Consider the following 24098-nt stretch of genomic DNA (forward strand, 5'->3'; position numbering starts at 1 on the left):
AAGCGATAGAAGCGGACATCTGCTGACATGAATCTGCCAGTCATCCTTATCATCGCCGGGGCCGTGCTGGCCTTTGCCCTACTCGTCGTCCTGCTCGGCGGGCCTTCGGCCGGCAAAGCCAAGACGCGCCGACTGGCGATGGTCAAGGACCGTCATGCCGCCTCGACCGAGGCGGTCGTGGCGGCTCAGATGCGCAAGACGATCCAGTCGGGTGTCCAGGGCAACGCAACGCTGGCCAGCCTGATGCCGCGCCGCGAAGAGATGGAAAAGCGCCTTCGCCGCACCGGCAAGGGATGGACGCTCACCCAATATATGTTCGCCTCGATGGGCCTTTTTGTCGTCGTTACCGGCGGCATGCTGGCCATGCGCGCGCCGATCACCATGGCCGGTCTCATCGGCTTGCTGTTGAGCCTTGGCCTCCCGTATCTGATCGTCGGGCGCGCGATCAAGAAGCGTGTCGCCCAGTTCAACGCCCGCTTTCCCGATGCGATCGACTTGCTCGTCCGCGGCCTGCGGTCCGGCTTGCCGGTCACCGAAACCTTTCAGGTGGTGAGTCAGGAGCTCCCCGGTCCGGTGGGTGAGGAATTCAAGGGCATTGTCGAACGCATCCGTATCGGCAACACGATGGAAGCCGCATTGCAGGAATCGGCTGTGATGCTGGGGACACCCGAGTTTCAGTTCTTCTGCATCACCATCCAGATTCAGCGCGAGACGGGCGGCAACCTCGCCGAAACGCTGTCCAACCTGTCGGATGTGCTGCGCAAGCGCGCCCAGATGAAGCTCAAGATCCGGGCCATGTCATCGGAAGCCAAGGCATCGGCCTACATCGTCGGCGCTTTGCCCTTCTTCGTCTTTGGCGTCGTGTGGTCGATGAATCCCACCTATCTCGCAGGCTTTTTCTATGAGCAGCGGCTGATCATCACCGGCATCGGTGGTCTGATCTGGATGAGCATCGGTGCCGGGATCATGGCCAAAATGATCAGTTTCGAAATCTGAAGGGGCGGAACCAGTGAACAGCAGCCTCCTTCTCACCACCTTCACTGGCGCCCAGACCGGGCCGACGCTGATGGGCGTCGACGTGATCTGGGCCGGTACCATGCTTGCCGCGGTCGGCGTCTTTGCCGTCCTGTTCGCCATTTATGGCGCGCTGACGGTGCGCAATCCGATGACCAAGCGCGTCAAGGCACTCAACGACCGCCGCGAACAGCTGAAGGCGGGGATCACGGCATCGACCGCGAAACGACGTGCCAAGCTGGTTCGCAAGAACCAGCATGCAGACAAAATGCGAACCTTCCTGGGCAAGCTTCAGGTGCTGCAGGAAGGCCAGGTCAAAGAGGTTCAGCAAAAGCTGGCGCAAGCCGGGATCCGGTCAAAGGATTTGGCGGTGGCGGTGATTTTCGGCCGCCTGGTGCTGCCGATCGTGTTTGGCGGCCTTGCCGCGTTTCTGATCTACGGCCTCGACATGTGGCCCGATCTGACGCCGATCAAACGCTCGGGCGCGACGATGGCGGCGCTGATCCTCGGCTACAAGGCACCCGACCTGTTCGTCCAGAACAAGCGGACCAAGCGAACCGACGCCATCCGCAAGGGGCTTCCCGACGCGCTCGACCTCCTGGTGATCTGCGCCGAAGCCGGTTTGACCGTCGACTCTGCCTTCTCGCGGGTATCAAAGGAATTGGGCCGGGCCTATCCCGAACTCGGCGAGGAGTTTGCGCTGACCTCGATCGAGTTGGGCTTTCTGACCGAGCGCCGCCAAGCGTTCGAAAATCTGGCCTATCGCGTCAATCTGGAGTCGGTGAAGGGCGTGGTCACGACCATGATCCAGACCGAAAAATATGGTACGCCGCTCGCCAGTGCGCTGCGCGTGCTGTCGGCAGAGTTTCGTAATGAACGCATGATGCGCGCCGAGGAAAAGGCCGCACGCCTGCCGGCGATCATGACGGTGCCGCTGATCCTGTTCATTCTGCCGGTTTTGTTCATCGTCATTCTGGGCCCGGCGGCCTGTTCGCTCAGCGATGCCATGTCGGGCGGCAGCTTCGGCTGATCCAGCGGCGGTTCACCCATAGGAAACAAGGGGCGGGATCAATCCCGCCCCTTTTTCATTCAGGCAACCTGCTGTTCGATTGCGCCAAAGATGCTGTGGTGGCGTTCGTCGTCCATCCAGATCCGGACCGTGTCGCCCTTTTGCATGAACGGCGTCTTGGGTTCGCCTTGCTGGATCGTCTCCACCGTCCGCACCTCGGCCAGACAGCTATAACCCAGACCGCCCTCGGCGATCGGCTTGCCGGGGCCGCCATCGGCGTCGCGATTGGATACCGTCCCCGACCCGATGATCGTCCCCGCGCCCAGATCGCGCGTCTTGGCCGCATGGGCGATCAACGCCCCGAAATCAAAGGTCATGTCGACGCCGGCGTCGGCGCGGCCCAGCGGTTGTCCGTTGAGGTCAACGCACAGCGTGCCATGCAACTTGCCGTCCTGCCAGCGCGCGCCCAGCGCCTCGGGCGTCACGAACACCGGCGACATCGCGCTCGACGGCTTCGACTGGAAAAAGCCGAACCCCTTGGCGAGTTCGCCCGGGATCAACCCGCGCAGCGACACGTCGTTGGTCAGCCCGACCAGCAAAATCTTGTCGCGCGCCGCAACCGCGTCGATGCCCGCCGGGACGTCGCCCGTCACAACGACGACTTCGGCCTCCATATCGCAGCCCCAGGCCGGGTCGGCGAGCGGGATCGGATCGCGCGGCGCCAGAAACGCATCGCTGCCCCCCTGATACATCAGCGGATCGTGCCAGAAGCTGTCGGGCATTTCGGCGCCGCGCGCCTGCCGGACCAGCGCGACATGGTTCACATAGGCGCTACCGTCGGCCCATTGATAAGCGCGCGGCAATGGCGATGCCGCATCGCGCTCGTGAAATCGCTCCTTGGGAATCGCGTCGTGATTCAGGTCTTCTGCCAGCGCCGCCAGCCGCGGCGCCGCATAGGCCCAATTATCGAGCGCCGCCTGCATTGTCGCCGCGATCTGACCAGCGTCGGCATACCAGGCCAGATCGTCCGAAACGACAACGAGACGGCCGTCACGGCCGTGCTTGAGCGAAGCTAATTTCACGAAAACTCCTTTGGCTGGCGACGCGGCTGAACCGACGTCGCCCGCGAAAGAGCGAAAATCAGCGCGACGTCGTGATCGACGCGAAACAGGTAAAGCCGCTCTGCCCCGCCTGCAAGCGCCGGATGTACTGCAGATACGCTTGCGACTGATTATAGGTCGTACCGGGGAGCGTCTGGCCCCGGAATGCGCGTTTCACTTCTTCGCCCGTGAAGGGCCGCAGGGCGCCCGGAAACGCTCCCTTGGTGCCCGGCGGCACCAGCTTGCCCTGCGCATCGATCAATTGACCCGCGCCGCCCGGACCCGGCACAGGTATCTGGCAATTCATCACCGATACCGCTGTCTGTGCAAAGGCGGGACGGATCGTCAGCGCCGCCGACACGCCCACTGCGCCAAGCGCCAACATACGCCGCCGTGAGGGAATGGCGTCGTCGGGGCTGGCGGCGTTCTCGGTTGGAATTTCGCGATTATCCATGCGCCGCGCATAACCCAATGACGACGCAAGGAAAAGCAAAACACCGCGCACGACCGCCTGCATCCCGGTTTGGGACATCCGCCGCCGAAGCGTTAACACCCGCAAACGGCCTTGCGCCTGCCCCTTGCTTCGTGCGAGGCGGCAGACGATGTTCGATCGCCTGTCCAGCCTCGTCATTGCGCTCACCATGATCGTCATCGCGGCGATCTTTGCCGCATTGACCGGTGGCGACCTGTTGGCGATCGCAATCATGGCGATCGTCGGCTGCATCGCCGCTTGGACCGTTTACAGCGCGCTTCCCGCCAGCATCGCCGAACCTTCGACCGTTTCCCCTTCTCCTACCACCATTGCCCCGGCGTCACTCCTCCGCCATCCCGATTTCGCGCATTGGGTCGATCAGGAAAAGGAGCCCCTGCTCGGTACTGCCGACAATATCGTGACCATCGCCAACGACGCGGCCGTCCGACTGCTTGGGCGGCATATCGTCGGCGCCGACGTGCGGACCGCGATCCGGCATCCGGCAGCGACCGATTGGCTGTCGCATATTCAGGGCGGCACGCCGCTGGAGCCGGTCAACCTGGTCGATTTTCCGCGGCCGGGCCAGCGCTGGACCATGCGGATTGCCGCCTTGTCGGGCAGCGAGAATATCATCTTCCTGTCCGATCGCTCGGCGATCGACGCCGCCGACCGGATGCGGTCGGACTTTGTCGCCAACGCCAGCCACGAGCTGCGCACACCGCTCGCCGCGATCCTTGGATATGTCGAGACGCTACAGGAAATGAACGGCGACACCGACGCGTCAACCCGCGACCGTTTCCTGTCGATCATCGAGCGCGAGGCGCGGCGGATGCAGCAACTTGTCATCGACCTGCTGTCGATCTCGCGCGTCGAGGCCGACCGCTTTCGGCGCCCGACGACGACAGTCGATCTGGGCGCAATCCTGCGCACCACCGTCGCGCAGCTTGGCGACAGCGAACCCGCGCGCGCCAAGGACGTCGTGACCCGGTTCGGCGATGAACCCGCGCTGATTCTGGGCGACGAAGCGCAACTGAAACAGCTTGCCCACAACATCGTGTCGAACGCGATGAAATATGGCCATGCCGATACCCCCGTCACCGTCGAACTCGCCCGCGAAGGGCGCCGCATACGCCTGTCGGTGGGCGACGAAGGCGACGGCATCGCACCCGACCACCTGCCGCGCCTGACCGAGCGCTTTTATCGGGTCGACGAGGCGCGCAGCCGATCGGTTGGTGGCACCGGCCTTGGCCTTGCTATCGTCAAGCACATCAGCGAGCGCCACCAGGGGCAACTCGACATCGAAAGCGAGGTCGGCAAGGGAACGCGGGTTTCGGTCACCTTCCCGCTGGTGAGCGACGACTGACAGCGGGCGCGTCCTGACACCGGCATCCTGAAATTTGTCGGCCCCGTCACCATTTCCCGATCGGCGGGTTGCCCCGCGAGGCGTATCGCCGACCTGTCTTCAATCAGAAAACATAAGAAAACCAAAGGATAATATGTACTTCAAACTAAATGCGTTTCCTTGCCTTCTCCGCCCCTATAGCGCCATCGAAGCGCGGGCCGAAAAACCAGCGCGGCGGTCGCCGACGCTTTCGCGACGCGAACTGCGGCGCGTGATTGCAGCTATGCTGGACTGACCGAATTCGTCAGTCGATACGATCGACAAGATCGCCGATCTTTCCGAACATTTCCTCGATCTGATTTTTCTCGACAATCAGCGGCGGCGACAGCGCAATGATGTCGCCGGTCGCGCGCACCAACAGGCCATTGTCGAAACAGGCGTGGAACAGCTCCATCGCGCGCGCGGTCGGCGCGCCGGGGCGCGGCTCCAGTTCGATCCCGGCCACCAGACCGATGGTCCGGATGTCGATGACATGGCGTCGCCCTTTCAAGCTGTGCGCCGCTTCCTCCCAATAGCTCGCGAGTTCATTCGCCCGGTCGAACAAACCGTCGCGCGCGTAAAGATCGAGCGTCGCGATCCCGGCGGCGCTCGCCAACGGGTGGCCTGAATAGGTGTAGCCGTGAAACAGCTCGATGCCCGCATCGACGCTGTCGAGCACCGCATCGTGCAGTTCGCGCTTCACCGCGACGGCGCCCATCGGCACCGCGGCGTTGGTCAATCCCTTGGCCATGGTGATGATGTCGGGCGTCACGCCCCATTGCCCGGCCGCCGTTGCGCCGCCGACGCGTCCGAAAGCGGTGATGACCTCGTCGAAGATCAGGATGATGCCGTGGCGGTCGCAAATCTCGCGCAGCCGCTGCAAATAGCCGACCGGGGGGATCAACACCCCGGTCGAGCCCGCCATCGGTTCGACGATCACCGCGGCGATCGTTTCGGCGCCGTGCAGGTCGACCAGGCGCTGGAGATCGTCGGCCAGCTCGGCGCCATGCTGCGGAAAGCCGCGCGTGAAGGCATTTCGCGCGATGTCGTGCGTGTGACGCAGATGATCGACGCCGGGCAGCCCGCCGCCGAAGGCGCGGCGGTTGTTGACGAGCCCGCCGACGCTGATCCCGCCAAAGCCGGTGCCATGATAGCCGCGCTCGCGCCCGATCAGGCGGGTGCGCGTCCCCTGCCCCTTCGCGCGCTGGATCGCCAGCGCGATTTTCAGCGCCGTATCAACCGATTCGGACCCGCTGTTGGTGAAGAATATCCGGTCGAGTCCATCGGGCATCAGCGCCGCAAGCCGCTGCGCCAGTTCGAACGGCAGCGGATGGCCAAGTTGAAAGGTCGGCGCAAAATCGAGCGTTGCGGCGGCTTTCGCGATCGCTTCGGTGATCTCGGGGCGGCAATGCCCGGCATTGCTGCACCAGAGGCCCGATGTGCCGTCGAGAATGTCGCGCCCATCGCCCGACTGGTAGTACATGCCGCTCGCCGAAACGAGCTGGCGCGGGTGCGCCTTGTAGGCCTTATTCGCGGTAAACGGCATCCAGAAGGCTGCCAGTGGATCATTTTCGCCCTTCATCGCGTACCGCCTTCCGCTGCCATTGACCGTCATTGCGAGGAGCGAAGCGATGCCGCAATCCAGAGCAGGCGTAAGCCGCCCTGGATTGCTTCGCTTTGCTCGCGATGACGATCTGCAATGTGGCTAGCAAACGCGGGGCTGGCAACGCCGAAAATGGCCGATAACGGCCCCTCTGGCGCTTCGTCCAAGCTTGCGATACGCTGGCCTTCCACAAACGGGCCAGCTCCTTGGCCCAATCGGGGGCGCATGTCAGTCAATCTGGAACAATGGATCAGCGACCATAAAATCGACGAAGTCGAATGTATCGTCCCCGACATCAACGGGGTCCAGCGCGGCAAGGTGCTGCCAGCCAAGAAGTTCCTTTCCTCGGTCAAGGACAAGTCGCTGCGCATCCCGGGCAGCGTGTTCATCTGCACGATCGACGGCCATTATCCCGAGGACATCGACGACATCTGGGACAAGGATCCCGACAAGATCCTGATCGCCGATCCCAGCACGATCTGTGTCGCGCCGGGCTTTACCTCGCCCACCGCCTTCGTCATCGCCGACGCATTTAACGGCGACGGGACCGAGGTCGACATTGCACCGCGCACCATCCTCAAGAAAGTGCTCGCGCTTTATGCTGAAAAGGGGTGGAAGCCGATCATCGCGCCCGAGGTCGAATTCTACCTCGTCTCACCGAACGCCGACCCTGATTTCCCGTTGACCCCGCCGGTCGGCCAGTCGGGCCGCAGCGAGAGCGCCAGCCAGCCCTACGGGCTGGAGGCGATGAACGAATATGAGGATATCATCGATCATATCTATGACGATTGCGAGCTGATGGGGCTCGATATCGACACGATGATCCACGAAATGGGGGCCGCGCAGCTCGAGGTGAATTTCGAGCATGGCGACCCGCTGCGGCTTGCCGACGAGGTCTTTCTTTTCAAGCGCGTCGTGCGCGGCGTCGCCAAGCAGCATAATGTCTACGCGACCTTCATGGCGAACCCGATGGCGGGCCAACCGGGCAGCGCGATGCACATCCACCAGTCGGTGGTCGATGCGGCCACCGGCAAGAACCTGTTTTCGACCGCCAACGGACGCGACAGCGCGGCGTTCCGGTCCTATGTCGCCGGACTGATCCGCTTCATGCCGCAGATCGCGCCGCTGTGGGCGCCGAACGTCAACAGCTTCCGCCGCATGCGCCCCGACAGCGCCGCGCCGATCAACGTCCAGTGGGGCGTCGACAATCGCTCGTGCGGATTCCGCGTTCCCGTGTCGGACAAACACAATCGCCGCGTCGAAAACCGCCTGCCCGGCGCCGACAGCAATCCTTATCTGGCGATCGCCGCGTCGCTGGTGTGCGGTTATATCGGCATGGTCGACCGCATGGTGCCGCCCAAGCCGATCGCGGGCAGCGCGTACAACCGCGCCCGCACCCTGCCCCGCACGCTGGAGGCGGCGCTCGACCGGTTCAGCTCGTGCAAGAAGGTCCGCAACCTGCTCGGCGACGATTTCTTCGAGATTTTCTTTGCGGTGAAGGATTATGAGCTGTTCAACTATCAGTCGGTGGTGTCGAGCTGGGAGCGCGAACATCTGCTGATGCGGGTCTGACCCGCCGATGACATTCAGCCCGCCCTTTCCGTTCGTGTCGAGCGAAGTCGAGACGCCGCGCAGGCATGAGCGGTGTCTCGACTTCGCGCGACATGAACGGGCTTAGAGGGTGGTGTCTGAATGACCGATCCGCTGAACCACAGCTATTATGCCGCAACCGCGCGCGCGTGGCGGCCGCGCCCCTTCGACGGGGACAATTGCAGCTGCGACGTCGCGGTGATCGGCGGTGGGTTTACGGGATTGTCCGCCGCGCTGGCTTGCGCCGAGCGCGGCTTTTCGGTCATCCTGATCGAACGCGAGCATATCGGCTTTGGCGCATCGGGTCGCAACGGCGGCCAGCTGATCCCGGGACTTCGCTGGACGGCGTCAGAACTGGAATCCGAATTCGGCCGCGATCGCGCCGATGCGCTGTTTGACCTGTGCTGGCGCAACAACCGCGTTAAGGCCCGGATCGAAAAGCACGGCGTCGACTGTGACCTGAAAACCGGACATCTGGAAGCCGCTTGGACGCCCAAGGATTTCGGCGCGATGCGGCGCGAGGCCGATTATCTTGCAAACCGTTTCGGCTACCGGACCGATGTCGTCGCCAAAGCGGACATGGCGCAGCATATCGCCAGCCCGCTGTACCATGGCGGCATCCATGACCCGCAGGGCGGTCATTTCCACCCGCTAAACTATGCGATCGGCCTCGCGCAGGCCGCCGAAGCCGCTGGCGTCCGCATTTGGGAGCGTGAGCGCGTCCATCGCATCACCGATTATCCTGAAGGACCCGGGGTGATGTCCGATCGCGCGCATATCGCTGCGCGCTTCGTGATCGATGCGACCGACAGTTGGATTGGCCATATCGAGCCTGACCTTGGCCGCTACACCGTGCCGATCATGAACTATAATATCGCGACCGCGCCGCTCGTGAACGCCGATGACCTGTTGCCAAGCGACGCCGCGGTCGCCGACAGCCGCTTCGTGCTCAACTATTTCCGCCTGTCCGCCGACAAGCGGCTGATTTTCGGCGGTGGTGAGCGTTATTCGCAGACGCCACCGCGCGACATCGCGGCGTTCGTGCGGCCGTTCATGACGGAAGTCTTTCCGCAGATCGCCAAAGCGCCGATCGACTATGGCTGGGGCGGCGCGGTGGCGGTGACGATGAACCGGCTGCCACATATCGGGCGGCGCGGGAGTGTCTTTTTCGCGCACGGCTTTTCGGGGCATGGCGCGCTGGTGACGACGCTGGCGGGTGAACTGATTGCCGAGGCGATGGCGGGGACCGCCGAGCGGTTCGATGTGCTCGCCAGCCTGCCCAGCCGCCCCTTCCCCGGCGGCAAATGGCTGCGCCAGCCGCTCGCGACGCTGGGGCTGCTCTATTATGCGATGAAGGACAGGCTCGGATGATCGCCAATGCCGCCATCGCGCGCGTTGCCGACCGCGAAGCCGAACGCTTCCGCGCCGCCAACCCGCGCGCCTTCGCGCATCAGGCCGCGGCAAGTGGATGGTTTCAGTCGGTGCCGTTCCACTGGATGAAGGATTGGCCGAGCCCGGTGCCCATCGTCGCCGCCTCGGCGCGAAACGCGACGCTCAGCAGCATCGACGGCCAGACGTACGACGATTTCTGCCTCGGCGACACGGCGAGCCTGTTCGGTCACTCGCCGCCGGCTCTCGTCAGCGCGCTGGCGCAGCAGGCGAGCGAGGGGCTGAGCTATATGCTGCCCACCGAACGCGGCGCAGCGCTGTCGGCCAAGCTCGCCGCGATGTTCGGACTACCGCAGTGGCAGGTCACGACCACGGCGAGCGAGGCCAATCGCGCGGTCATCCGCTGGTGCCGCAGCGTCACCGGGCGGCGCAAGGTGCTGATCTTCAACGGCGCCTATCATGGCGCGGTCGACGACGCCTTCGTCGATCTGAAAGGCGGCGCGCCCGTTATGCGTGCCAGTCTGGTGGGGCAGGTTCACGACCTGCGCGATACGACGACAGTGATCGAGTTCAACGACGAGGATGCGCTCGCTGCCGCCCTCCGCACCGGCGACATCGCCTGCATCCTCGCCGAGCCGGTGATGACCAATGTCGGAATGGTCCGCGACGCGCCCGGTTTTTTGGAAACGCTGCGCAAGCTCTGCAACGCAACCGGCACGCTGCTGGTGTTCGACGAAACACACACTATCTCGTCGGGTTATGGCGGCCATGGGGTCGCGCATGGTCCAACGCCCGACCTGATGGTCGTCGGCAAGTCGATTGGCGGCGGCGTCCCCTGCGCGGTCTATGGCTTCAGCGCCGAGGTCGCCGAGCACATGGCCGCCCTCAACCGGTCGCGCCCGCCCGGCCACAGCGGCATCGGAACAACGCTCTCCGCCAACGCGCTCGCGATCACCGCGATGGACGCGATGCTGGCCGACGTCATCACCCCCGCCGCCTACGATCATATGCTGCGCGGCGCCGCGCGGCTGGTCGCGGGACTGGAGCATGAAATCGCCGCCGCCGGACTCGACTGGCACGTTACGCAGGTCGGTGCGCGCGTTGAATTCCTGACCTGCCCCACTCCACCGCGGAACGGCGGCGAGGCCAAGGCAGCGATGCACCCCGAACTCGAGGCCGCGATCCACCTGTTCCTCGCCAATCGCGGGATTTTGCTGGCGCCGTTCCACAATATGATGTTGGTGAGCCCGGTTACCGGCGACGACCAGATCGACCGGCTCGTCGGCGCCTTTGCCGACTGCGTGCGGGCATTGAAGGAGTAGAGGGGCGATGTCGAAATCATCGGGCGTAGTGGCGCCGCGGTCGGAGGCCGAGGAATTTTTCCGCGCCAATCCCGACGTCGATTCGATCGAGATGATCTACACCGACATGGGCGGCGTGCCGCGCGGCAAGCGGCTGCGCCAGCATGAGGTGCTGGCGGTGTACGAAAGCGGGCGGATGTTCCCCGGATCGATCACCGTCGTCGATATCACCGGGCAGGACACGGTCGAAACCGGGCTGGTGTGGGAAGATGGCGACGCCGATCGATCGATGAAGCCGATCCCCGGTACCCTCGTCCGCACCCCGTGGGGTGGCGACCATGCCGCGCAGTTCCTCGTCGATTTTTACGAGCTCGACGGGACGCCGCACGATCTTGATCCGCGCCATGTCCTCGGCCGCGTGATCGACCGCTTTACCGCCGACGGGCTGACTCCGGTGCTTGCGGTCGAGCTGGAATTCTACCTCGTCGATCCGCGCCGCGCCCGCGACGGCACGGTGCGCCCTGCCCGCCCCGGGTACAGCCGCGACACGCCGCGCAATGTCGAGGTGTACGGTCTGCGCGAGCTCGACGATTTCCGTCCCTTCTTCGACGCGCTCTATGCTGCGACCGACGCGCAGGACATCCCGCTCGAAAGCGCGATATCCGAATTCGCCCCCGGTCAGTTCGAGCTGACCTTGCGGCATAAGCCCGACGCGCTGCGCGCCTGCGACGATGCGATCATGTACAAGCGGCTGGTCAAGGCCGTGGCACAGCAACACGGCCTGGAAGCCACCTTCATGGCCAAGCCCTTCGCCGATCAGGCGGGCAGCGGCATGCACATCCATGTCTCGGTCAACGACGGCGCTGGCACCAACATTTTCGCCAGCGACGACCCCGAAGGCACCCCGGCGCTTCGCCACGCGATCGGCGGGATGATCGGCAGCGTCGGCGATGGCTTCGCGCTCTTCGCCCCGCACGCCAACAGCTATCGCCGTTTCAAGGCGAACAGCTATGCCCCGGTTGCTCCGACCTGGGGCGTCAACAACCGCACCGTATCGTTCCGCATCCCCGCCGGGCCGCCGCCCAGTCGCCATGTCGAGCATCGCGCGTGCGGCGCCGACGCCAATCCCTATCTCGCCGTGGCCGCGGTCCTCGCTGGCATGCACCACGGCATGACGACACAGGCCGATCCGGGCGCCGCGGTCGTCGGCAACGGCTACGACCGCGACAATAGTGGCGACGACAAGCCGCCGTCGAACTGGTTTGCCGCGGTCGACCGATTCCACGCCTCGAAACTGATGCGCGATTATCTCGGCAACCGCTTCGTCGACATGTTCAGCATCGTCAAACGCGTCGAGCAGGATAATTATTTCAGCGTTGTCCCGACGCTCGATTACGATTGGTACCTGCGCAACGCATGAAAGTTTCAAAGATTCTTGGTGCAGCGCAAAAAACCACTTCCCAAGCGCGCTCGATTGAGTCAGCTTGACGTCACAGACAGGGAGGCTCGCGATGGATTTCAACGAACTGATCAAACAGACCCGCGGGCGCCGCTCGCTGCTTCAGGCGATGGGCGTCGCTGCCATCGGGATCAGCTTCGGCGGCCTCGCCGCGTGCAGCAAGGGCGAAGGCAAGAAGCTCGCGAATGGCGAGGAAGCCAAGCTCAACTTTTACAACTGGGACACCTACATCGGCGAGACGACGCTCGACGATTTCAAGGAAGCGTCGGGCGTTGAGGTCAAGATGGACCTGTTCGACAGCAACGACGTGCTGTTCGCGAAATTCAAGGCCGGCAACCCCGGCTACGACGTCATCGTCCCCTCGAACGACTTTGTCGAACGCATGGCGCAGGCGGGCATGTTGCAGGCGCTAGACCATGCCGCGATCCCCAATATGAAGAATATCGACCCGACCTTCATCGACGTCGATTATGATCAGGGCCGCAAATTCTCGATGCCCTACACTTGGCTCGCACTCGGGATCGGCTATCGCAAGTCAAAGGTGAAGGCGAAGCCCGACAGCTGGAAAGTCCTGTTCGACAGCCCCGAATATGCCGGCCGCATCGCCTGGTTGTCCGAAGCTGGCGACATGTTCCGCCTCTATGGCAAATATCTCGGCAAATCGGTCAATGCGCTGACCCCCGCCGACATCGCGACGATCGAAGAGATGATGATCAAGCAAAAGCCCAATGTTAAGAATTTCCACGTCGACGACGGTCAGGATCTGCTGCTGAAGGGCGATATCGACCTGGTGCTTGAATATAATGGCGACATCGCGCAGGCGATGACGGAGGATGACGACATCGATTTCGTCGTGCCCAAGGAAGGCAGCCAGCTCAATTCGGATAATCTGTGCATCCCGAAGGGCGCGCCGCATCCCAAGAACGCGCACGCCTTCATCAACTATATCCTCGACGGCGAAGTCGACAAGAAGATCACCAAAACGATCCTCTACCCGACCCCCAACGCCGCAGCGAAGGCGCTGATGCCCGACAGCTACAAGAACAACCCGGTCATCTATCCGCCCGCCGACGTGCTGGCGAAATGCGAATATGCCAAGTTCAACCCGACGTTGCAGCCGTTGTTCGAGGAAGCCTTTACGCGAGTGCGCGCGGCTTAAACACGAAAGGCTTGGGGGGTGGCCGAACAGGACTGGAAGACGAGCAAACGGACCTTCGCGGCGGTATCGCTGCCGACCCTGTTCTGGGTGGTCGTCTTCTTCCTGGTCCCGATGGCCATCGTCTGGCTGTACAGCTTCGGCGAGAACCGCGGCCTCACCGAAATCGAATTTTCAGGCACGCTCGACAATTACAAGCGCGCCACCGAATGGCTGTATTTGACCATTTTCGGCAAAAGCTTCGCGGTCGCGGCGCTGGTCACCCTAATCTGCTTGATCGTCGGTTTCCCGGTCGCGATGGCGATCACCTTTGCCAGCGAAAAATGGCGGCCGTGGCTGCTGCTCGGCATCATGCTACCCTTCTGGACCAACCTCCTCATCCGCACCTATGCGCTGATGATGCTGCTCGGCACGCAGGGGTTTGCCAACAAGGGGCTTGGTGCGCTGTGGGAGGGAACAAGCTGGCTCAAGACCCTCGTCGGGCTGCAACCGCTGCCAACGTGGGAGCCGGTGCAGCTGCTGTTCAACAATTTCGCGGTCGTGTTCGGCCTCGTCTATGTCCATCTGCCCTTCATGGTACTGCCGCTCTACGCCGCGCTTGACCGGCTCGACCGCAGCCTGATCGAGGCGAGCCTCGACCTCGGCGCCGGGCATTTCCGTACGATCATGCGGATCGTTGTCCCGCTGGCCGCGCCCGGAATCATCGCCGGGGTGATGATCACGCTGATCCCCGCGCTCGGCGCGTATCTGACGCCTGACCTGATGGGCGGCACCGACAGCCAGATGATCGCCAATGTGATCGAACGCCAGTTCAAAAAAGCGAACGACTGGCCCTTCGGCGCCGCGCTGTCCTTCCTGCTCATCTACGCGATGTTCATCCTGATCGCGATCCAGTCGATGCGCAAAAAAGTGCCGGAGGTTCGCTGATGGCCCTGCTCGCGCGCGCACCGATTGCCCCGCTCGAATATAGCCGCACGCTGTGGATGCGGCTTTGGGTCGGCGCGGTGATGGTCTTTCTCTACGCGCCGCTGGTCGTGCTGATGATCTTCAGCTTCAACGACAGCAAGCGCAACGTCGTGTGGCGCGGCTTTACCACCAAATATTATGAAAAGGCGCTGGGTAATGACCAGCTGGTCGAAGCGCTGATCAACTCGCTGACCATCGCGGCGCTGGCGACGCTGGCCAGCCTCGTGCTCGGCACGCTCGCCGCGGTGATGCTCTGGCGCTTTCGTTTCCCGTGGAAGGGCGCGATCGACGGCACGATTTCGTTGCCGATCATCGTTCCCGAGATCTGCCTCGGTGTCGCGTTCCTGATGTTCTTTGCCGCGGTCGGCTGGCCAACCGACCTTGTCTGGCCGTTCAACCTCGGCGCGATCACGATCGCGCACATCACTTTCTGCTTTCCCTTCGTGACAATGGTCGTCCGCTCGCGGCTCGCAACCTTCAATCGCGAGCAGGAGGAGGCGGCCAAGGACCTCGGCGCCAGCGAGGCGCAGGTTTTCCGCGACGTGCTGATCCCGCATATCAAGCCCGCGCTTGTCGCGGGCGCGCTTCTCGCCTTCACATTAAGCCTCGACGATTTCGTCATCACCTATTTCACCAGCGGCCCCGACACGATCACCTTCCCGGTGAAGGTCTATTCGATGGTCCGCTTCTCGGTGACGCCCGAGGTCAATGCGGCGTCGACCCTGCTGATCATCCTGACCGTCGTCCTGACCTTTATCGCATTGAAGGCCCAGGGCGTGAAAGCCATTGCGGAGACGCATTGATGGACCACCCCCTGTTTCCGTTCGTGTCGAGCGAAGTCGAGACACCCCAAAGGCGCGCACTGCCGATTGGCATCTCGACTTCGCTCGATGCGAACGGTGTTGTTAGGCTGAACCCTTGACCATGACCGAACCCGCCAAACCGATCATCCAGATCCAGAATGTCTCGAAACGCTTTGGCAAGGTCACCGCGGTCGACAATGTCAGCCTCGACATCAACGCCGGGGAGTTTTTCGTCCTGCTTGGCCCGTCGGGCTGCGGCAAGACGACGCTGCTGCGGATGATCGCCGGTTTCGAGCTGCCGACGGAAGGGCGCATCCTGATCGACGGACAGGACATGGCGGGCATCCCGCCGAACAAGCGCCCGGTGAACATGGTGTTCCAAAGCTATGCGGTGTTCCCGCACATGAGCGTCGCCGACAATGTCGCTTACGGGCTGAAGATCGCCGGGGTAAAAGGCGGCGAGATCAAGGACCGCGTCGCCGAGGCGCTCGAACTGGTCAAGCTTGGCGGATTTGGCGAGCGGATGCCCGACCAGATGTCGGGCGGCCAGCGCCAGCGCGTCGCGCTCGCGCGCAGCCTGGTGATGCGCCCCAAGGTGCTGCTGCTCGACGAACCCCTCTCGGCACTCGATGCCAAACTACGCGCGCAGATGCAGTTCGAGCTCAGCGAATTGCAGGAAAAGGTCGGCATTACTTTCGTCACCGTCACCCACGATCAGGACGAGGCGCTGTCGATGGCGTGCCGCATCGGGGTGATCAACAAGGGTGAGGTGGCACAACTCGCAACCCCGTCCGATCTCTACGAATATCCATCGAACCGTTTCGTCGCCGATTTCGTCGGATCAGTGAATATCTTTGAGGGCAAACTGACCCTTGACGAGCCCGACAAGGCCGCGGTCGACTGTCCAGGGGTCGGCAAGATTTACCTCAACCATGGCGTCACCGGCCCGCACGGCGCCGATGTATGGATCGCCCTGCGCCCCGAGAAAATCTATCTGCACGTCCCCGGCGAGGGTAAAGCCGTCAAAGCCGCGGCGCAGGACGCCCCGGACGGGTACAATTTCGCGCGCGGCAAGATCAAAGGGATGAGCTACCTCGGCGACATCACCTTGTTCGAAATCGAGCTCGACGACGGCGCGCGCATCCGCGTCTCGCGGCCCAATTTGTCGCGCCACGACCAGGAAGATTTCACTTGGGACGACCGGGTGAGCATGCACTGGCGCGCCGACAGCCCGGTAGTGTTGCTGGGGTAATTTCTTTGCTCGTCACCCCGGCGAAGGCCGGGGTCTCGACATATCATTAGGACGCCACGGCGATATCCCGGCCTTCGCCGGGATGACGAAGTAAGGCTGTCAATGCGCGGCTTTCTTCCCCGGCACCAGATGCAGCACCGCGACGATCAGCCCGCCCAACAACAATCCGAATACCCCGGCCCCGCCGGCGTTTATCAGCCACTCCCAAAACCCGGCACCGGGGAGACCGCCCGCCACCGCATGCGCAAAATCATGCAGGCCATGGCCAAGATTGCCGATATGATATTGATCCAGCCCGTGCAGGAATATCTGCCCGCCGACCCACAGCATCGCGGCGGTGCCGACGATTGCCAGCGTCGCAAGCAGCTTGGGCATGAAATTCACCAGCCCACGGCCGATTGCGCGCCGGGCCGTCGAACCGGCTTTGGCCATATGCAGGCCGATGTCGTCCATTTTCACGATCAGCCCGACGACGCCATACACCGCGATCGTGATCGCGATCGCCACGACGATCAGCGTTGCAGCGCGCATCGCGAACGGCTCGGTCAGCACTTCATTGAGCGCGATTACCATGATTTCGGCTGACAGGATGAAGTCGGTCCGGATCGCGCCCTTGACCATGGTTTCTTCATGGTTCGGATCGACAACCTCGGCAGCCTCTTCGGCAAGGCTGTGCTTCTTTGCGGCAAAGCTGTGCCACACCTTCTCGGCGCCCTCGAAACACAGATAGGCGCCGCCGACCATCAGCAGCGGTGTGATCGCCCATTGTGCCACCGCGGATAGCAGCAGCAGCGCCGGCAGGATCAGCACCAGCTTGTTGAACATCGAGCCCTTGGCGATCCGCCAGATGATCGGCAGTTCGCGGTTGGGCTGAAACCCCGTGACGTAGCGCGGGGTGACCGCGGCATCGTCGACCACCACGCCCGCGGCCTTGACGCCCGCCTTCGACGCCGCGGCGCCAATATCATCGATGCTCGCCGCCGCCACTTTCGCGATTGTGGCGACATCGTCGAGCAGGGCAAAAAGGCCTGAAGGCATAGGGTGTCGGTCTTTCGTCTATTCGGTGAAGGCGTTCATCATCCCTCTAGCCGTTCGTGTCGAGCGAAGTCGAGACACGTTAAGTTTGCGCTCGACTTCCCTCGACACGAACGGAACTCGAGAACGCGCTAGAGCGCCCGCAGCTTGGGCAGCACCTCATCCAGCGATTCGCGGATGATGGCAACCATATCGTCGATCTGCTCGGTCGAAATCACCAGCGGCGGGCACATCACCAAACTGTCGCGGATGCCGCGGACCATCAGCCCGTTCGCAATGCACGCATCGCGCGCCATCGGCCCCGCGGTCCCCTCGGCACCGCCGAAACGCGCGCGCGCAGCCTTGTCGGCAACAATCTCGACCGCGCCGAGCAGCCCGATCGAGCGCGTTTCACCGACCAGCGGATGGTCATTCAGCGTCGCAAGCGCCTTGGCCAAATGCGGGCCGGTCACGCTGCCGGTCCGCTCGACCAGCCCCTCGCGCTCGATAATCTCGATATTCTTGAGCGCAACAGCCGCCGCCACGGGATGCCCCGAATAGGTGAAGCCGTGGACGAAATCGCCGCCGGTCTTCAGCACCTCAACGACGTGCGCCGCGACCGCGGTCGCCGAAATCGGCAGGTAACCCGACGACAGCCCCTTCGCCATCGGCATCAGGTCGGGGGTGAAGCCCATCGTCTCATGCCCCCACATCTTCCCCGTACGCCCGAAGCCGCAGATGACCTCGTCGGCGACGATCAGCAGGCCATATTTGCGCGCCACCGCCTCGACCTTCGGCCAATAGCCCTTGGGCGGGATGATCACCCCGCCCGCACCCTGCACCGGCTCGCCGATGAAGGCGGCGCAATTTTCGGGGCCGACCTCCAGGATCTTGTCCTCGATCGCCTGTACGCAGGCGTCGCAGAACTCCTCCTCAGTCATCCCCTGCCCTTCGTTAAAGGCATAGGGCTGGCGGACATGTTCGACCCCGGCGATCGGCAGGTCGCCTTGCGCGTGCATAGCCTTCATGCCGCCCAGCGAGACGCCCGCGACGGTCGAGCCGTGGTAGGCGTTCCAGCGGCTGATGAAGACGGTGCGCTTGGGGTCGCCCTTCAGCTTCCAATAATGGCGCACCATGCGGAAGACGGTATCATTGGCCTCGCTGCCAGACGCGTTGAAAAACACATGCGGCAGGCGATTGCCGGTGAGCGAGGCGATCTTCGCTGCGAGCGTCACCGTCGGCGGCGTCGCGGTCTTGAAGAAGGTGTTGTAGAAGGGCAGTTCGCGCATCTGCGCCGCTGCCGCCTCGACCAGTTCCTCACGGCCATAGCCGACATTGACACACCACAGCCCCGCCATCCCGTCTAGGATGCGGTGGCCGTCGCCGTCGTGGATATAACAACCCTCGGCATGGGTGATGATGCGGCTGCCGCCGAGTTTTTCGATCTCGGCCCAATCGGCTTGGGCGGGAAGATGGTGCGCGACGTCGAGGCGCTTGAGTTCGGCGATGTCATGATTGCGGGGCATGTTTTTGTTCCTGAAATACCCCTCCCTTCCAGGGAGGGGCTAGGGGTGGGTACGCGCGAAGCGCGTCCTGAGGGCGAGAGGGCAGAAGTTCGCCTGCGGCTCACCCCACCCCCAACCCCTCCCGCAGGCGGGAGGGGAATCCCCCGATCAGGGCGAAAAGCTGATGCGCGCGAGGTAGCGATCGTAGCGGGTGACGCGGCGGTTCATAATTCGCCTCTTAGCGCGCGGCCGAGCAGGCGGAAATAGGTCTGACTGTCAGCATTGTCGTCGGTCGCCCATTCTGGATGCCACTGCACCGCGAGCAGCGGCGCGCCGTTCGGGCGGGCGCTATAGGCCTCGACCAGCCCGTCGGGCGCGCGCGCTTCGACCCGCAAACCGTCCGCGAGTTCACCGACGCCTTGATAATGGACCGAATTGACGTCGATCGCCGCCTTGCCGTAGGCGGTGGCAAGCAGGCCGTCGTCTGCCAGCTCGACCGCGTGCCGATGCTCGAACATGCCGTCAAAATTGACGCCGTCGGGCGCATGATGCGCCAGCAGTTCCTCGCTCGTCGACGTATCACGGCGCAGCGTCCCGCCCAGCGCGACATTGATTTCCTGAAAACCGCGGCAAATACCGAACAGCGGCCGCTGCGCCGCGATCACCGCGTCGACCAGCTCGATCATCATCCGGTCACGGTCGGGATCGAACGGCCCCTCGCCCGCCCCCGCATCGCCATAGCGCGCCGGTTCGACATTCGACGGGGTTCCGGTCAGTAGCACCCCGTCGAGCCGCCCGACAACCTCGTCGGCGCGCATGAAGTCGGGAAGCGAGGGAATAATCAATGCCGCACAATCGGCATATTGCATCGCCGCGGTCGCATAGCGGTTCATCACCGCCTGCGCCGTCTCGACGCCGACGGTGCGGTTGCAGGCGATAATGCCAAGGACGGGACGCGCGGCCATACCGTCTTGCTGCCGATTTTCATCGCGCGAGGCCAGCGGAATCTTCCGCGCTCTGCTGCAAGATGAAGGGCGATGGTGGGAAATGGCGCACCCGGAACGATTCGAACGTCCGACCCCCAGATTCGTAGTCTGGTGCTCTATCCAGCTGAGCTACGGGTGCGTGGAGAGGCGCCTTTAAGGGGCGCGGCGCAGGGGCGCAACCCCCTATTTCAGCTTTGTGACCGTCGCACAGGTCGATTGACGCCGGACCGCGTTCAGGCCGCCGATTTCCTTGGGATCTTTCAAAAGCAGACGAACGAGCGCGATACCGCGATCATGGGTCGTGCGGACCACTTCGGCGCCCGCCGGCACCGCCTGCCCATCGCGCGCCACGACGATTCGGAACGGCTTGCCCTGTGCTTCGACATCGTTGCGCACAAAGATGACATCGGTCGCGGCATCAAAGATGCTCAGCGAGCTGTAGCGACCGGGAACGGGGGTGACGTCGATCGCCAGCGGACCCGCCGACAGATCATAGGGACAACTGGAATAAGCAAGATCGGGGCTGGGCCGAACGACCGGCTGGCGCGCGGGGGTTGCCAGATTGCCGTGCGACATCGTGTTGATCCCGCCCTGCCCCAGCCGCTCCATCGCGACGTTCATCAGGCCATAGGGGATCGCGCCGATTGCCGCCCATGTGGTGACCGCGGCAAGGATAAGGCCAAAGGCGAGCGGACCGAGCCAGTTGCGCATCTCAGCAGCCCGCCTTCACGATTTTCGGCAGCGCGGCCTTCTTCGGGTCTGCACGAAAAGCCGCTCCGGGATTGTACATGCGCAGGGTTAACTGGAACGGTTCGCCCTTGATCCCGGGCAACCAGGCCGCATCGGCGGGTTTGTCAGGCGAAATGACGACGCGCCACGCGCCCTTCGCATCGAGTGCGACATTGGCGCCGTTGACCGACCAGACCCCCGCCGGATTATCAACCAGATAGCCCGTATCGTTATAGACCGTCACGCTCCACCACCGCGCATCGAGCGGGGTACCCGACAGGCTGTAACGGCAATTGCCGTCAAGCGGCGCGCCGCTCGCGTCGGTTTTCGCCATCCAGTAGATCGTTTCCCTGGCGGGCAGCGCGAGCAGCCCCGAGCGCGCGACCATCGCGCGCGTCAGCGGATCGGTCGCCTTGGTCCCATAGCCGAGCGAAGTCGTCCACGGGCCGTTCCTGATCGCACCGTCGCCAAGGCCGCCGTTGGTCAGCGCCCAGGCCGCGCCGAGCCCCACCGCCAATCCGCCTAAAATGGCGATCGTATAGCGGTGCCAGCTTTTCATGCGCGCGTTCCCCCTGCCCCCGACCGTAGCCCTGAGCCTGTCGAAGGGCGCTTCACCGAGATGCGCCCTTCGACAGGCTCAGGGCTCCGGTGATGATATCAGTCCCTCTTTAACGCCGCCTGGGCTGCCGCCAGGCGTGCGATCGGCACACGATAGGGCGAGGCGCTGACATAGTCGAGGCCGGTTTTCTCGCAGAAATGGATGCTCGGCGCGTCGCCGCCATGCTCGCCGCAAATGCCGAGCTTGACGTCGGGGCGTGTCGCCCGGCCGCGATCCGCCGCGATCTCGATCAGCTGGCCGACACCTTCGACATCCAGGCTGACGAACGGGTCGGTCAGGAAGATGCCCTTGTCAACATATTGCGTCAGGAAGCGGCCAGCGTCGTCGCGGCTGATGCCGATCGTCGTCTGGGTAAGATCGTTGGTACCGAAGCTGAAGAACTCGGCGCTTTCGGCGATTTCTCCGGCCATCAGCGCGGCGCGCGGCAGTTCGATCATCGTGCCGACAAGATAGGCGATCTCACGCCCCTTCTCGGCGAACACCGCCTTCGCCTGCGCGTCGACGACCGCCTTCATGAGGTCGAATTCGCGGCGCGTCGCGACGAGCGGGATCATCACCTCGGGGATCGGCGCGGCGCCGGTGGTCGCGGCGACGTCGCACGCGGCCTCGAAAATTGCGCGCGCCTGCATCTCGTAGATTTCGGGGTAGGTGACACCCAGGCGGCAACCGCGATGCCCGAGCATCGGGTTGAATTCGTGCAGCTCGTTCGCGCGCGCTTTCAGCGCCTCAATCCCCACGCCCGCGGCGGCGGCGACGTCGGCGAAATCCTCCTCGCGCGTCGGCAGGAATTCGTGGAGCGGCGGATCGAGCAGGCGGATTGTCACCGGCAGCCCCGCCATCACCCCGAAGATCGCGGCAAAATCGCCGCGCTGTTCGGGGAGCAGCTTGGCGAGCGCGGCGCGGCGGCCCTCCTCGCTGTCGGCGAGGATCATCTCGCGCACCGCGGTGATGCGCGCGGCGTCGAAGAACATATGTTCGGTGCGGCAAAGCCCGATGCCTTCAGCACCGAAATCGCGCGCGACCTGCGCGTCCGTCGGGGTTTCGGCGTTGGCGCGCACCTTCATGCGGCGCACCTTGTCGGCCCAGCCCATCAGCGTGCCGAAATCGCCGACGAGTTCGGGGAGCAGAGTCGGCACCTCGCCCGCCATCACTTCGCCGGTCGAACCGTCGAGCGTCAATATGTCGCCTTCGCGCAGCTCGCGCCCGCCGACGCGCAGCACGCGCGCATTGCCGTCGATCGAAAGCCCGCCGGCGCCCGAGACGCAGGGGCGCCCCATGCCGCGCGCGACCACCGCCGCATGGCTCGTCATCCCGCCGCGCGCGGTCAAAATGCCCTTGGCTGCGTGCATGCCATGGATGTCCTCGGGCGAAGTTTCGACGCGGACGAGGATCACCGCCTCGCCCATTTCAGCCGCCTTTTCCGCATCATCGGCGGTGAACATGATCTTGCCCGACGCCGCGCCGGGGCTGGCGGGCAGCCCCTTGGTCAGCACATCGCGCGGCGCCTTCGGGTCGAGCGTCGGGTGGAGCAGCTGGTCGAGCGCGCCGGGATCGACGCGGCCAACGGCTTCCTCTTCCGAAATGAGCCCCTCGGCCGCCATTTCGACCGCGATGCGCAGCGCCGCCTTGGCGGTGCGCTTGCCCGAGCGCGTTTGCAACATCCACAGCGTCCCGCGTTCGACGGTGAACTCAATATCCTGCATGTCGCGGTAGTGCGTTTCAAGTGTGTCAAAGACGCGGCCGAGCTCCTCGAACGTCTCCGGCATCGCCTCTTCCATCGACAGCGGCTTGGCACCGGCCTTTTCGCGCGCTTGTCGGGTCAGATATTGCGGGGTGCGGATGCCCGCGACGACGTCCTCGCCCTGCGCATTGATCAGCCATTCGCCGTACCAGGCGCGCTCGCCCGTCGCCGGGTCGCGCGTGAACGCGACGCCCGTGGCCGAGGTGTCGCCCATATTTCCGAACACCATCGCCTGCACATTGACCGCGGTCCCCCATTCGCCGGGGATCGAATTGAGGCGGCGATAGACTTTCGCGCGGTCGCTTTCCCAGCTTGCGAACACGGCGCCGACCGCGCCCCACAGCTGGTCGTTCGGCTCTTGCGGGAAAGGCGCGCCGGTCTCGCGCTCGACGATCGCCTGATATTGCTTGACCAGCGCCTGCCAGTCTTCAGCCGACATTTCGGTATCGAGATAGAAGCCCTTGTCTTCCTTTGCGATTTCCAGCGCCTCCTCGAACTCGGCATGGTCGAGCCCCATGACGACGTCGGCGTACATCTGAACGAAGCGGCGATAGCTGTCCCATGCGAAACGCGGGTCGCCCGACGCTTCGGACAGGCCGACAACGGTCCGGTCGTTCAGGCCGAGATTGAGAACGGTGTCCATCATCCCCGGCATCGACACGCGCGCGCCCGAACGGACCGAGACGAGCAGCGGGTCGGCGGGGTCGCCGAACTTCTTGCCGGTGATTCCTTCGATATGCGCGATACCTGCGGCGACATCCTGGACCAACCCGGCCGGATATTGTTCGCCATTGGCGTAATATGCGGTGCAGACGTCGGTGGTGATCGTGAAGCCCGGGGGCACCGGCAGGCCGATCGAGGCCATTTCGGCGAGGTTCGAGCCCTTGCCGCCCAGCAATTCCTTCGAACGCTCGGCCGTCGTGGCCGCGCCGCCGAACAAATGCACCATCTTCGTCATCATATGCTCCTGCTGCCCCGGGGAGGAGGTTGCGGCTGGATAGGGTTGAGA

Annotated in this window: 20 protein-coding genes and 1 tRNA gene; 11 read left to right on the forward strand and 10 right to left on the reverse strand. The window is 63.8% G+C overall.

Annotation, left to right across the window (positions count from 1 at the left end; translation table 11 throughout):
* The first annotated feature begins 27 nt into the window (after positions 1-27).
* Positions 28-996 (forward strand): type II secretion system F family protein, encoded by a 969-nt coding sequence (locus tag SPYCW_RS09465; protein WP_120216583.1) that lies wholly within the window; start codon positions 28-30, stop codon positions 994-996.
* 70 nt (positions 997-1066) lie between these two features.
* The gene (locus SPYCW_RS09470) at positions 1067-2044 is read left to right on the forward strand and encodes a type II secretion system F family protein (protein WP_120218220.1); all 978 of its coding nucleotides are present in this window, start codon (positions 1067-1069) and stop codon (positions 2042-2044) included.
* 59 nt (positions 2045-2103) lie between these two features.
* Here the strand turns inward: SPYCW_RS09470 and SPYCW_RS09475 are convergent, their stop codons facing one another.
* Both SPYCW_RS09475 and SPYCW_RS09480 read right to left on the reverse strand, forming a co-directional pair.
* On the reverse strand, positions 2104-3105 hold the full coding sequence (locus SPYCW_RS09475; RefSeq protein WP_120216584.1) for a fumarylacetoacetate hydrolase family protein: 1002 nt from the start codon (positions 3103-3105) through the stop codon (positions 2104-2106).
* A gap of 58 nt (positions 3106-3163) precedes the next feature.
* On the reverse strand, positions 3164-3577 hold the full coding sequence (locus tag SPYCW_RS09480) for a hypothetical protein (RefSeq protein WP_120218221.1): 414 nt from the start codon (positions 3575-3577) through the stop codon (positions 3164-3166).
* Between the two features lie 148 nt (positions 3578-3725).
* Between SPYCW_RS09480 and SPYCW_RS09485 the strand changes: the two genes are divergently transcribed.
* Positions 3726-4958 carry an ATP-binding protein gene (locus tag SPYCW_RS09485; RefSeq protein ID WP_120216585.1) on the forward strand — a complete coding sequence of 411 codons (1233 nt, stop codon included), beginning with the start codon at positions 3726-3728 and terminating at the stop codon, positions 4956-4958.
* Between the two features lie 283 nt (positions 4959-5241).
* On the opposite strand, the gene SPYCW_RS09490 is transcribed toward SPYCW_RS09485, so the two are convergent.
* Positions 5242-6558, reverse strand: coding sequence for an aspartate aminotransferase family protein (locus SPYCW_RS09490; protein WP_120218222.1), 1317 nt, complete (start codon positions 6556-6558; stop codon positions 5242-5244).
* Between the two features lie 246 nt (positions 6559-6804).
* On the opposite strand from SPYCW_RS09490, the gene SPYCW_RS09495 reads away from it, so the two are divergent.
* From SPYCW_RS09495 to SPYCW_RS09535, 8 genes are all read left to right on the forward strand, one after another.
* Positions 6805-8151 (forward strand): glutamine synthetase family protein, encoded by a 1347-nt coding sequence (locus SPYCW_RS09495; RefSeq protein ID WP_120216586.1) that lies wholly within the window; start codon positions 6805-6807, stop codon positions 8149-8151.
* 120 nt (positions 8152-8271) lie between these two features.
* A complete protein-coding gene (locus SPYCW_RS09500; RefSeq protein ID WP_120216587.1) occupies positions 8272-9540 on the forward strand; it encodes an NAD(P)/FAD-dependent oxidoreductase in 1269 nt (422 codons plus the stop codon).
* A complete protein-coding gene (locus tag SPYCW_RS09505; RefSeq protein ID WP_120216588.1) occupies positions 9537-10880 on the forward strand; it encodes an aspartate aminotransferase family protein in 1344 nt (447 codons plus the stop codon). The genes SPYCW_RS09500 and SPYCW_RS09505 overlap by 4 nt, the downstream gene beginning before the upstream one ends.
* 7 nt (positions 10881-10887) lie before the next feature.
* Complete coding sequence (locus SPYCW_RS09510; RefSeq protein WP_120216589.1) at positions 10888-12279, forward strand: glutamine synthetase family protein; 1392 nt, start codon at positions 10888-10890, stop codon at positions 12277-12279.
* Positions 12280-12370: 91 nt separating this feature from the next.
* On the forward strand, positions 12371-13477 hold the full coding sequence (locus SPYCW_RS09515) for an ABC transporter substrate-binding protein (RefSeq protein ID WP_120216590.1): 1107 nt from the start codon (positions 12371-12373) through the stop codon (positions 13475-13477).
* 18 nt (positions 13478-13495) lie between these two features.
* On the forward strand, positions 13496-14401 hold the full coding sequence (locus SPYCW_RS09520) for an ABC transporter permease (RefSeq protein WP_120216591.1): 906 nt from the start codon (positions 13496-13498) through the stop codon (positions 14399-14401).
* Entirely contained in the window at positions 14401-15243 is an 843-nt protein-coding gene (locus tag SPYCW_RS09525) for an ABC transporter permease (protein ID WP_120216592.1), read from the forward strand. The genes SPYCW_RS09520 and SPYCW_RS09525 overlap by 1 nt, the downstream gene beginning before the upstream one ends.
* Before the next feature lie 121 nt (positions 15244-15364).
* On the forward strand, positions 15365-16495 hold the full coding sequence (locus SPYCW_RS09535) for an ABC transporter ATP-binding protein (RefSeq protein WP_120216593.1): 1131 nt from the start codon (positions 15365-15367) through the stop codon (positions 16493-16495).
* A 99-nt stretch (positions 16496-16594) separates the two neighbouring features.
* On the opposite strand, the gene SPYCW_RS09540 is transcribed toward SPYCW_RS09535, so the two are convergent.
* The 7 genes from SPYCW_RS09540 to ppdK all read right to left on the reverse strand — a co-directional run bounded on the left by SPYCW_RS09540 (position 16595) and on the right by ppdK (position 24047).
* Complete coding sequence (locus SPYCW_RS09540; RefSeq protein WP_120216594.1) at positions 16595-17533, reverse strand: DUF808 domain-containing protein; 939 nt, start codon at positions 17531-17533, stop codon at positions 16595-16597.
* Between the two features lie 128 nt (positions 17534-17661).
* Positions 17662-19035: an aspartate aminotransferase family protein gene (locus SPYCW_RS09545; RefSeq protein WP_120216595.1), complete on the reverse strand. Its 1374-nt coding sequence runs from the start codon at positions 19033-19035 to the stop codon at positions 17662-17664.
* Between the two features lie 203 nt (positions 19036-19238).
* On the reverse strand, positions 19239-19979 hold the full coding sequence (locus SPYCW_RS09550; protein ID WP_120216596.1) for a gamma-glutamyl-gamma-aminobutyrate hydrolase family protein: 741 nt from the start codon (positions 19977-19979) through the stop codon (positions 19239-19241).
* Positions 19980-20062: 83 nt separating this feature from the next.
* Positions 20063-20139: transfer RNA gene (locus SPYCW_RS09555), tRNA-Arg, on the reverse strand.
* Between the two features lie 44 nt (positions 20140-20183).
* Complete coding sequence (locus SPYCW_RS09560) at positions 20184-20711, reverse strand: DUF1254 domain-containing protein (RefSeq protein ID WP_120216597.1); 528 nt, start codon at positions 20709-20711, stop codon at positions 20184-20186.
* Between the two features lies 1 nt (position 20712).
* On the reverse strand, positions 20713-21288 hold the full coding sequence (locus SPYCW_RS09565) for a DUF1214 domain-containing protein (RefSeq protein ID WP_120216598.1): 576 nt from the start codon (positions 21286-21288) through the stop codon (positions 20713-20715).
* Positions 21289-21386: 98 nt separating this feature from the next.
* Complete coding sequence (ppdK, locus tag SPYCW_RS09570) at positions 21387-24047, reverse strand: pyruvate, phosphate dikinase (protein WP_120216599.1); 2661 nt, start codon at positions 24045-24047, stop codon at positions 21387-21389.
* Between the last annotated feature and the right edge of the window lie 51 nt (positions 24048-24098).

Source organism: Sphingopyxis sp. EG6, from assembly GCF_003609815.1.
Taxonomy (GTDB): Bacteria; Pseudomonadota; Alphaproteobacteria; order Sphingomonadales; family Sphingomonadaceae; genus Sphingopyxis.